A 10528-nucleotide genomic window follows, 5' to 3' on the forward strand; every position below is an offset into this window, starting at 1 on the left:
TTCGTTTATGGCCGTGAGGTTTCGCGGCTATAAATGAATGATCTCTCGCCCTCACGCGATCCCGACATCTATTTTATACGTGGACGTAAAAAATTATTCGCATACCCTTGGGGGTAAAACATTTACTATTTCTCTTACCAACTGGGCCGAGCAGGCCAACGGTTCAGTTTTGGTTAGACTGGGAGATACTTTGGTGCTGGCCACGGCCGTGATGGGTCTGCAACCGCGCGAGGGGGGAGATTTTTTCCCGCTGACCGTTGAGTACGAAGAAAAGTTTTACGCTGCCGGAAAAATTTTGGGCTCCCGTTTTATAAAAAGGGAAACCCGGCCTTCGGAGGAGGCCACGCTTGCGGCCCGCCTGATTGATCGCTCCATCCGGCCCAGATTTGATATGCGCATGCGAAACGAGGTGCAAATAGTGGTAACGGTTCTTTCGGTTGATGATCAAAACGACCCGGATGTGCTGGCGCTTCTTGCTTCTTCCCTTGCGCTTTCGCTCTCCAACATCCCGTGGCAGGGACCAACTGCCGGAGTGCGCGTAGGACGCGTTGACGGAAACTTCGTGCTCAACCCTCTTTATGAGGAAAGGGGCCGCGCCGATCTTGATATGGTGGTATCCGGAACCAAAGAAAGAATTAACATGCTTGAAGCAAGCGCCAACGAAATTTCGGAGGAGGACTTTGCATCTGCCGCAGAATGGGGATTTGGTTTTCTGAAGGAGCTTATAGAGTTTGAAAATGAAATAATTAAAGAAAACGTGCAGGAAAAAATGGAAGTACGGCTGCTTAGCGCGCCGCAGGAACTAAAAGATCTTCTTAAAAAAGAGTTTTCTTCACGGCTTGAGGAAGCGTTGTATCAAAGGGGTAAGAAAGCCGCACGCTATGGAGAAAAAGCGGCAATAAAAGACGAGTGGTTGGGGCGGGCCCAAGATAAATATCCGGAACTTTTCCAAAAAAACGCTGCGGAGTTTTTGCTTGATGAGGAAGTAAATGAAATCCTCCACCGTCGCATTATTGAAAAGGGGGAAAGGCCAGACGGCAGAAAGCCAGACGAGCTTCGTTCTCTTGGGGCCGAGGTTGGCGTTCTGCCGCGCGTCCACGGATCGGGCCTGTTTATGCGCGGCGAGACGCATGCCTTGGCTACCCTTACCCTTGGCGCGCCCGGAGACGAGCAAATTGTAGAGGGAATGGAGGTACGCACCAAAAAACGGTTGCTCCTGCATTACAACTTTCCGCCCTATTCCACCGGCGAGATAAAACCCATGCGTGGACCGGGCCGCAGAGAAATAGGACATGGAGCGCTTGCCGGACGAGCCATTGCTCCGCTTATACCTTCTAAGGAAGAATTTCCTTATACATTGCGGGTTGTCTCAGAAATCCTTTCCTCCAACGGCTCCTCTTCCATGGCTTCGGTGTGCGGCGCGTCGCTTGCTCTTATGGATGCTGGCGTACCTATTAAAAAAGCGGCGGCTGGTGCGGCCATGGGTCTCGTGTTAAATAAAAAAGGAGAATACAGGGTACTTACCGACATTCAGGGGCCGGAGGATCATCACGGCGACATGGATTTTAAGGTCGCTGGGACCAAAGACGGCATCACGGCTGTGCAAATGGATGTAAAAATTGAAGGAATAAACTTTGACATGCTTAAAGACACGCTGCGCCAGGCCCTTAAGTCGCGCTTGGAAATTCTTGGCGTTATGAATTCTGTGCTGGACGCGCCGCGACCAGAACTTTCGCCGTGGGCCCCTCGCGTAAATATTATTAAAATCAATCCGGAGAAAATCGGAGCGCTTATTGGCCCCGGCGGAAAAGTTATAAATGACATTATTGCGCAGACCGGAGCCGAAATAGACATTGAGGACGACGGCACTGTCTACATCACTTCTGAAACAGAGGACGGCATGAAAAAGGCCTTATCTTTGGTAAAACAAATTACTAGAGAAATTAAGCCGGGCGAGCTGATGGAGGGAAGGGTTACAAGAATTCTTGACTTCGGAGCCATGGTAGAGGTCGGCCCGCGTCAAGATGGACTGGTCCACATATCAGAACTTGCTCCGTGGCATGTGGAAAAAGTAACTGATATAGTAAGAATGGGCGACGTTATTCCGGTCAAAGTAAAAAACATTGACGAGCAGGGCCGGATAAATCTCTCCTTAAAAGACGTGCCCGGACGCTACAGCGAAGAAGAAATTGAACGGGGACGGCGCGAGCGTCTGGACTTTCCCGAGACCCCGCGCGGAGGACGACGACCGGGCCGCCATAGAAGATAAAGATGGTGGAAAACAATCAGTCAAATCAAAATCAGCCGGAAAAAATCAAACCAGCCATCCGGACCATGAGGTCCGATGTGCAGGAATTGCTCAAAACAACCAAATCTTCGCTCATACAAATAGTGGGGCAGGAAACAGTTTCTGCGCCGGCCGCGCCGCAAGGGGGGTTAAGGTTTAAAAAATATGTTCCTCTGGTGCTTACTGCCCTTGGGGCGGCGGCTGTAATTTTAACTGCGGCCCTGTTTATTTTTCCTAAAAAAGACGGGGCTCCAGCAACAAAATTAGTTCCTCCGGCGCCATTTTTCGCAGTGGAGGCCTCAAGAACGATCACCATTAAACCGCAGGATCGCAGCCAGATGTTGCGAATGCTGGGGGATTCGGCTCAAGAAAAAGAGCGGGAAGGAATAGTAAAACGGGTTCTAATAAAAGTGCTGGATGGTCCTACGGAGCGTTTTATTCTGCCGCAGGATTTTTTTGAGATTTTACGCGTCAACCCGCCAGCCGGGTTTCTTGCCAGCACCCAGCCACCTCTTATGACCTTTTTTTACTACTCCGGCGGAGGGCCGCGTTTTGGAATGGCGCTCCGGTCTTCGGACCCGGATCGGTTAATGGCCCAGCTCCTGACTTGGGAATCGTCCTTTCTTTCCGACTTTCTGCCCTTATTTTTTGGCGAGAAGCCAGAGGTTATAATATCTCCGTTTGAAGACAGGACATACCGCAACGTAGACTGGAGATTTATAAAACTTTCCCAAGAAAAGGACTTGGGCCTTGGGTACACTATTTTCCCTGCTGGCAACATATTAGTCATAACCACTGGCAAAGAAGCCATGGAAGTCGTGGTCAGTCGCTTATTTGACGCAAGATAGCAAGCTAATATAGGTTTAGCTAATGGACAAGGACTTAACACAAGAATTTGAGACAGCCCTAAAGCAGGAACATGACAAACTGATAGGGGAGCTAAAGTCAATTGCTCGTCCTGACCCGACGCTAAAAGGCGATTGGGACGCCGAAATGCCTCAATTTGAAACCGGAGAATACGGAGGCCACGCGTCTCTGGAAGAAGAAGCGGACGAAGTGGAAGAATACGAGACACGTCTGGGCGCAGAACACAGTTTGGAGTCAAGATTGCTTGAGGTTACCAAGGCTCTGGAAAGAATTCAAAAGGGCACTTACGGTATTTGCATAAAGTGCGGCAAGGAAATACCCGTAGAACGCCTGCGGGCCAACCCAGCCGCCGAGGCCGATCTTGAACACAACTCACAGGAGGGGGGATTTTAAAACATGTCAGTTGCAATTTATTCCGCCCAAGTGGTGGGACTTGACGCACAGCCAATTTCCGTTGAGGTAGACATAGCCCCCGGACTTCACATCTTTTCTATTGTGGGTCTTGCTGATAAAGAGGTGCAGGAATCGCGTGAAAGAATCTCCGCGGCTATCAAAAACCTCGGAGCGCTTGCGCCCCACAAAAAAAGCCAACGCGTAATTGTAAACCTTGCCCCAGCCGACATTAAAAAAGAGGGGCCGGCTTTTGATTTACCCATTGCCCTTGGGTATCTCCTGGCCTCGGGGCAGATCGCTTTTAATCCCAAGGGTAAGCTGTTTCTGGGAGAACTGGGGCTGGACGGAACACTACGTAAGGTATCGGGCGTGCTTCCTATAGCCATGGCCGCCAGATTTTCAGGGTTTTCCCAGCTGATTTTACCCAAGGGTAATGGAAAAGAGGCGTCTGTGCTTGACGGTCTTGAGATTTTAGAGACCGAGAGTCTGTCCGAGGTAGTAGAATATCTTGCTGGCAGGAAAGAGCTGGCGCCACTCGGAAAAACAGGCACCGAATCCGTTGCCATAAGTCAGGGTATGGATTTGGGTGATATCCGGGGACAGCTTAAGGCTAAAATGGCATTAGAGATTGCAGCTGCCGGTAACCATAATGTTTTATTCCACGGCCCGCCCGGAGCGGGAAAAACACTTTTGGCTCAAGCCCTTCCCTCCATTCTTCCTCCTCTTTCTTTTGAAGAGTCGCTGGAGGTGACCAAAATTTACAGCATTGCTGGGATGCTCAACGACAAACAACCATTTATTTCCGTTCGTCCCTTTCGCAATCCGCATCACACCTCGTCTCACGCCGCTGTCATAGGAGGAGGAACGCACCCAAGACCCGGGGAGGCAACCCTGGCTCATCGTGGTGTTTTGTTTTTGGACGAGCTTCCCGAGTTTGACCGCAGAGTCATTGAGTCGTTAAGACAACCCCTAGAAGAACACACTATTACCGTAGCCCGCAGTCAGGGCACTCAAACTTTTCCGGCCCAGTTCATGTTGGTCGCTGCCATGAACCCGTGCCCTTGCGGTAACTATGACAACCCCACCAAAGATTGCAGTTGCGCTCCGGGAGCAATCACTAAATACAGGAAAAAGGTGTCCGGACCAATTTTGGACCGTATTGATCTCCATGCGGAAACGCCCTCGGTTGAGTACGAAAAGTTGGAGGGCGAGAGTAGAGAAGAGCCGTCTGCAAAAGTGCGCCAAAGGGTGGAACAAGCAAGAAAAATACAAAAGCAGCGCTTCCGCGGTCTGCCCATACAGACCAACGCCGAGATGGGACTGCGGGAAATAAAACAATTTATCAAGATAAAAGATTCGCTGCGTCCTATACTGAAAATGGCGCATGAGCGATATCAATTATCGGCTAGAGCGTATCATCGCGTTTTGAAACTCTCCCGCACTATTGCGGACCTTGAGGGTTCAGAAGATCTGCAGGAAAATAATATTCTGGCGGCCCTACAGTTCCGGCCCAAGGTTGAAATATAATATGTAAGGACGAAAAGATAAATATCAGTTACTCTCTTGTTTCAAAATGCACATGGCAACCGGTGGAATTGCCCGTGGACCCCATGGTTGCTACCTGACTGCCCTGAGCCACCTCCTGCCCGACAAAGGCCAGAATAGAACCAAGATGAGCAAGGAGAACGGTCCCTCTTTGGTGAGAAATAGCCATGTACCATCCATAACCGCCGTTCCATCCAGAAGAGCGGGCGATGATAACCTTGCCCGCGACCGGGGCAAGAACAGGCGCCCCGCAGTAACTTGCCAAATCAATTCCACTCTTTTTGTATCCGTGCGGCCCTTGGGTTTGTCTCCCACCAAAAATAGGCCTCATATAGTATCCCATGGGGGCGGTCGAAAGGGCCGTTGTTTTTGACGGTTGACTGAGGGGTGGCGCAGGGGGCGTCGCCATCTCCCCGTCGGGAATGATCAACGTCATGCCTGGTTTAATTAGCTCATCTATGCTCAAGCCGTTGAAAATTCTGATTTCGTTTTCATCACCCTTGAATTTTCTGGCGATGGAGGAAATCGTATCGCCTTTTTTTACTTCAACTTGAATGCCGGGCACCGGTAGTATAAGAACGTCATCCCCGACCTTTATCAGATTTGGGTTGCGAATGTTATTTGCCCAAAGAAGGGTATTTAGAGAAACACCAAAATTGTCTGCAATGGCCCCGGGTGTGTCTCCCGGCTGTACGGTGTAGACCAATATTCTGCCGGGGTTATTATTTGGTAGGGTGCCGCTGGGGTTTCGGTTGGCAACCAAAGCGCTGTCTTGGGTCGCAGAAAGAGGCGGCATATCGTCGTCAACAGAACCACCAATGGCAGGAGACGCATTGGCGCTCTGGCTACCAAGAAGAGGTATAGATATGGAGAATAAAGATGATTCCTGGCTACTATTTTCTCCTCCGCTAACAAAAAACTTAACTATGGCGGAAAAAAGACCGGCATGCGCGGGTTGGGGCGCAGTCGCTAAAACAATCAGCAACATAGCTCCAAAAACAAATAGCCCTTTTCTGAAAAGGGGCCTATATATGCTAAATTTTTGGAGTTCACCCAAGGGCGATTTGTTTCGCAAAAGAATAACCTTTAGAGCACTGTCCCAAGTGGCCAAAAATGCTCTTACTTATGCCACCAAGCGGCAACTTTCTCTATATTTAAGCGACTTTTTCTTTGCTTTAAATAAAAACAGCGTTTATCGCTCCGCCTTCATCCTAGTCCTCCGGTGGAGACGGGTCAAATGCGCTATCCACACCCCGCCAGAAAGCTTTTTTGTTTTAAGGGCCTGTGGCTTCTACCTACAATGAATAAATTTAAATTTCTAAACGTAACCAGCAAAAAAACAACCAATGAAAGAATTGCTTAACGATCTGAACCCCCAACAGCAAGAGGCGGTCCTAACCACCGAAGGACCTGTTTTGATTCTGGCGGGACCCGGTTCCGGAAAAACAAAAACGCTTACTCAACGCATTGCCCACCTTTTACAAATAGGGGTGCCTGCCGAAGAAATTCTGGCCGTAACATTTACCAACAAAGCAGCCGGGGAGATGCGTTCGCGCATACGTGCGCTGGTGGGAGAAAAAGCACTCAATGCCAACAGCGAGACAATGTTTGTCGGCACCTTTCATAGCTTGGCCGTAAAAATATTGAGAGTCCATGCTTCGCGGCTCGGTTTTTTGCCAAACTTTACTATTTTTGACGATGACGACTCTCTGGCGTTGATCAAAGAAACCATGAAAGAACTGGCCATAAACCCCAAACAGTTTCCGGCGGGGATGATTTCTGGTGTTATATCCGGACTTAAAAACGAGCTGGTAACCCCGGGGGAGTACGAGGCGCGAGAGGGACTTTCGGATTTATTCCCCAAAACCGTACATAAAATTTATGCTTTTTATCAGAAAAGCCTGCATGATGCCAACGCCATGGACTTTGACGACCTTATTATGAATGTTTGCCTTCTTTTTGATAAAAACCCAGTTATTCTTGAAAGCTATCAAAATCGTTTTCGCTATATAAACGTGGACGAGTATCAGGACGTAAATCAGGCCCAGTACCGCCTGGTAACACAACTTGCCCTAAAGAAACGCAATATTGCAGTTGTTGGGGACGACGCGCAGGCAATTTACGCTTTCCGGGGCGCGGATTATCGCAACATTCTCAATTTTGAGAATGACTGGCCTGATGCCAAAGTGGTGGTACTTGATCAAAATTACCGCTCCACCCAAATAATTCTGGAGGCGGCAAGCGAACTAATCGCCAAGAACAAACTTCAGAAGAAAAAGCAGCTCTGGACAACGGGGGCCGAGGGAGAACCCATTACAGTGGTTGCTGCTGAAAACGAACGTCAAGAAGCGGAGTTTATACTCTCTCTTATGAAAGACTTAGTCGGGCGCGGCTGCCCGCTAAAAGACATGGTGGTTTTGTATCGGACAAATGCGCAATCAAGAAACTTGGAGGAGGTTTTTCTGGAACACAATTTCCCGTACAAAATTGTGGGCGGAATAAAATTCTACCACAGGAAAGAAGTAAAAGACGTTATTTCTTACTTAAGATTCCTGTTTAACTCCAAAGACCTGGTGAGTTTAAAACGCATAATAAATGTGCCGGCACGCGGTATAGGTAAAAGCACGATACTGGCCTATCTTGCCGAAAACAAACGCGTCTTAAGGCCGGCGGAAAAAGAAAAAATAGAACGCTTTCATGCTCTTAAGACCGAGTTGCGCGAAGGTATAAACAGTCTGACTGCGGCCGCCTTTCTTAAACACCTCCTCAAAACCATCAAATACCGAGAGTACCTTGACGACAGTTCTGCCAACTCCGAGGAGCGGTGGGAAAACGTACAGGAGTTAGTTAGTCTGGCCAAAAAATATGATGCCCTGGAATCTCCAAAAGGATTAGAGAAACTTCTGGAGGACGTTGCGCTTATGTCAGACAGCGACCAGATAGAAACCGGCCAGAGTGTTGTTAACCTTATGACCCTGCATTCGGCTAAGGGGCTTGAATTTCCGGTTGTGTTCGTGGTGGGCATGGAGGAGGGAATTTTCCCGCACTCCCGTTCCCTTTTTAATCCGGCTGACTTGGAAGAAGAACGCAGACTCTGCTATGTGGGTCTAACCCGGGCCAAAAAGCGGGTTTTTCTCTCTTTTGCACTTCAAAGGACTCGCTTTGGAGCAACAGAGGTAAATCCGCCATCCCGCTTTCTTTCCGAAATACCCGAACACCTGCTTGAGGTTAACGAACTCATCCCTACTATAGAGGCTAAGCCTCTATAGTAAATAGGGCTATATGTACGCGAAAAAATCACTAGGACAACATTTTTTGCGCTGTCGGTGGGTGATTTCTACACTCGTCCACGCGGCGGAGCTCAAATCAACTGATACGGTACTGGAAATCGGACCCGGAACCGGAATTTTGACGCGAGCGCTTGCGCGGCGTGCCAAAAAAGTCATTGCCGTAGAAAAAGACGAAAAACTTGCGGAGGAACTAAGAATCAGGCTGGCGGACGGCAACATCAAAAACGTAACTATAATATCCGGGGACATACTCAAAGTACTGCCCAGGGCCAAACTTGGCACAGGATATAAGGTGGCAGCAAATATACCGTACTATCTCACCTCCAGACTCCTTCGGGTACTTTTGGAACAAAAACAGCAACCATCCCTCATGGTACTTACCGTCCAAAAAGAGGTGGCCCAACGTATTACTGCCAAACCACCGCACATGAATCTTCTAGCGCTTTCTGTTCAGGCCTACGGAAAACCAGAAATTATAAAAACCGTTCCGGCAAGCTGTTTTTGGCCCAAACCAAGAGTAGATTCAGCTGTGATAAAAATAAGGCTCAAAACTAAAGTGGCTGGCAATGATACTAAGCTAAGGGGTCTTTTTACTCTTGCCAGAAGTGCCTTTGGCCAAAAGAGAAAAACGCTGCGTAGATCCTTAGGAATAAAAGACCCAGACATTAGACTAAAACGTCCCCAAGAGCTAAAACTTGAGGATTGGTTTACTCTCCTGGTTTCCGTACAAAAAGAGCACGCCTAGGCGCGCTCTTTTTCCTAAGGACTAGTGCCTATAATGGCTGCTGGAAATCCGGCTCCGGCAGGAAGCGGTCCGACAAAGCAAACTGTCGGCGATGGGGCGTGCGTACCCAAAGCCCAGGCCCCCGGATGAAAGGCGCCAAATAAAAAAATAAGCGTTCCTGGGGTCATTACAACGACCGACCGCGGCCCGGAAATACCAACTACGGTTATCAAAAAACCCGGTGGTGTTGTGCAGGGACTGACAAACGTGATCCTGCCACCAAAGGGCAAAAATGCAGCTCCAGCCTGCGCTCGACCATAAAGAGCGCCTGTAAAGAATAGGGCGCCAACAACAATGACAAGCAAAAACAAAAGCCTAGTTTTTATCACACCTTCATTCTACTCTAGCCGCAGAAAGTTATCCACAATCCCCACAAAGATAACCTCTCTATTTAGAGGTATAATAAAAGTGTGAAAACTTGGTTTGGCATTATCCTGCCAACTTTAAAAAAAGCGGGGTTAATTCTTGCTGTTTTGGTGTTTCTTGCACTTATAGCAGGGACGTTTTTCCGCCAAAATAAAAAAGATGCTTCGGTGGAGGGGGGCGCTACAGCCGCCCCAAAAAAACAGCAAATTCAACTTACCCAAGATAGCGACAGCGACGGCCTTAAAGATTGGGAAGAAGCGATATACCGAACCGATCCTCATAACGCCGATACTGACGGGGACGGCGCCAAAGACGGCGAAGAAATAGCGCAGAACCGCAACCCCCTACAAGCCGGCCCCGGAGATTTTTTGGCCGCATCCGCCCCAACTGCTGGAAAAGGCGGGGTTGAACCCGCAAAAAATATTACGGACCGCCTTATCCAGCTTTTTGGCGCAAAATATTTTGCTCAAAGGATTAACGATCCCGACCAGCCCCTAGACGTACAGGAAATCGCCAACGATATAGCCCAAAATATACCCAGCTACCAGTCCTCAATCAAACCGTTTCTGTTAAAAGACCTGACGATTTTGAAAAACAGCACCCCCGAAAACATAAAGAACTGGGCTAAAAGTTTTGACGCCATCAACGAAGAGGCGTTTGCGGGCATAAACGAGGCCGAAATTTCTATTCTCATAAAGGCGCTTAGCACCGAAGATTACTCTCTTCTGGCGGAGTTGGATAAACACATTACTGCATATAACACAACCCTGGAACGGATGAGGAAACTCGTTGTCCCATCCGAGTTTGCTTCTTTCCAGTTGCGCTTTATGAATATAGCGCTGGAGTTGCGGGAGCTCGCGCAAAATTTTAAGAAGGCGGACAAAGATGTGCTGGCTGCGTCCAGCGGGGTACAGTCCTACCTTAAACTTGCCAGCGAAATTCAAACCATCAGCCAAAACGTAAAGCAGGAACTAAGACGTAGAAATCTTTTGTGAT

The 10528-nt window shown here is 48.8% G+C and carries 9 protein-coding genes; 7 read left to right on the forward strand and 2 right to left on the reverse strand.

Annotation, left to right across the window (positions count from 1 at the left end):
• Positions 1 to 37: 37 nt before the first annotated feature.
• The 4 genes from pnp to HYW89_02530 all read left to right on the forward strand — a co-directional run bounded on the left by pnp (position 38) and on the right by HYW89_02530 (position 5074).
• On the forward strand, positions 38 to 2269 hold the full coding sequence (gene pnp, locus HYW89_02515) for a polyribonucleotide nucleotidyltransferase (GenBank protein ID QQG45744.1): 2232 nt from the start codon (positions 38 to 40) through the stop codon (positions 2267 to 2269).
• A 2-nt stretch (positions 2270 to 2271) separates the two neighbouring features.
• A complete protein-coding gene (locus tag HYW89_02520; protein ID QQG44865.1) occupies positions 2272 to 3135 on the forward strand; it encodes a hypothetical protein in 864 nt (287 codons plus the stop codon).
• Positions 3136 to 3280: 145 nt separating this feature from the next.
• Positions 3281 to 3547, forward strand: coding sequence for a TraR/DksA C4-type zinc finger protein (locus HYW89_02525; protein ID QQG45758.1), 267 nt, complete (start codon positions 3281 to 3283; stop codon positions 3545 to 3547).
• Positions 3548 to 3550: 3 nt separating this feature from the next.
• On the forward strand, positions 3551 to 5074 hold the full coding sequence (locus tag HYW89_02530) for a YifB family Mg chelatase-like AAA ATPase (protein QQG44866.1): 1524 nt from the start codon (positions 3551 to 3553) through the stop codon (positions 5072 to 5074).
• Between the two features lie 28 nt (positions 5075 to 5102).
• Here the strand turns inward: HYW89_02530 and HYW89_02535 are convergent, their stop codons facing one another.
• The gene (locus HYW89_02535) at positions 5103 to 6080 is read right to left on the reverse strand and encodes a LysM peptidoglycan-binding domain-containing protein (GenBank protein QQG44867.1); all 978 of its coding nucleotides are present in this window, start codon (positions 6078 to 6080) and stop codon (positions 5103 to 5105) included.
• Positions 6081 to 6438: 358 nt separating this feature from the next.
• On the opposite strand from HYW89_02535, the gene HYW89_02540 reads away from it, so the two are divergent.
• Together HYW89_02540 and rsmA are read left to right on the forward strand one after the other, a co-directional pair.
• Entirely contained in the window at positions 6439 to 8361 is a 1923-nt protein-coding gene (locus HYW89_02540; protein ID QQG44868.1) for a UvrD-helicase domain-containing protein, read from the forward strand.
• A 13-nt stretch (positions 8362 to 8374) separates the two neighbouring features.
• Entirely contained in the window at positions 8375 to 9127 is a 753-nt protein-coding gene (rsmA, locus tag HYW89_02545; GenBank protein ID QQG44869.1) for a ribosomal RNA small subunit methyltransferase A, read from the forward strand.
• 14 nt (positions 9128 to 9141) lie between these two features.
• Here rsmA and HYW89_02550 read toward each other — a convergent pair whose 3' ends face one another.
• On the reverse strand, positions 9142 to 9495 hold the full coding sequence (locus HYW89_02550; GenBank protein QQG44870.1) for a hypothetical protein: 354 nt from the start codon (positions 9493 to 9495) through the stop codon (positions 9142 to 9144).
• 81 nt (positions 9496 to 9576) lie between these two features.
• On the opposite strand from HYW89_02550, the gene HYW89_02555 reads away from it, so the two are divergent.
• Positions 9577 to 10527 (forward strand): hypothetical protein, encoded by a 951-nt coding sequence (locus HYW89_02555; protein ID QQG44871.1) that lies wholly within the window; start codon positions 9577 to 9579, stop codon positions 10525 to 10527.
• Position 10528 lies beyond the last annotated feature (1 nt).

The organism is Candidatus Sungiibacteriota bacterium (assembly GCA_016432465.1).
Classification (GTDB): domain Bacteria; phylum Patescibacteriota; class Minisyncoccia; order Sungbacterales; family HO2-52-23.

What these genes read in the sequence shown, in the direction of transcription:
- rsmA (QQG44869.1), top strand. Translation starts at nt 8,375, where the DNA reads ATGTACGCGAAAAAATCACTAGGACAACATTTTTTGCGCTGTCGGTGG.
- HYW89_02535 (QQG44867.1), bottom strand. Translation starts at nt 6,080, where the DNA reads ATGTTGCTGATTGTTTTAGCGACTGCGCCCCAACCCGCGCATGCCGGT.
- HYW89_02520 (QQG44865.1), top strand. Translation starts at nt 2,272, where the DNA reads ATGGTGGAAAACAATCAGTCAAATCAAAATCAGCCGGAAAAAATCAAA.
- HYW89_02525 (QQG45758.1), top strand. Translation starts at nt 3,281, where the DNA reads ATGCCTCAATTTGAAACCGGAGAATACGGAGGCCACGCGTCTCTGGAA.
- pnp (QQG45744.1), top strand. Translation starts at nt 38, where the DNA reads ATGATCTCTCGCCCTCACGCGATCCCGACATCTATTTTATACGTGGAC.
- HYW89_02540 (QQG44868.1), top strand. Translation starts at nt 6,439, where the DNA reads ATGAAAGAATTGCTTAACGATCTGAACCCCCAACAGCAAGAGGCGGTC.
- HYW89_02530 (QQG44866.1), top strand. Translation starts at nt 3,551, where the DNA reads ATGTCAGTTGCAATTTATTCCGCCCAAGTGGTGGGACTTGACGCACAG.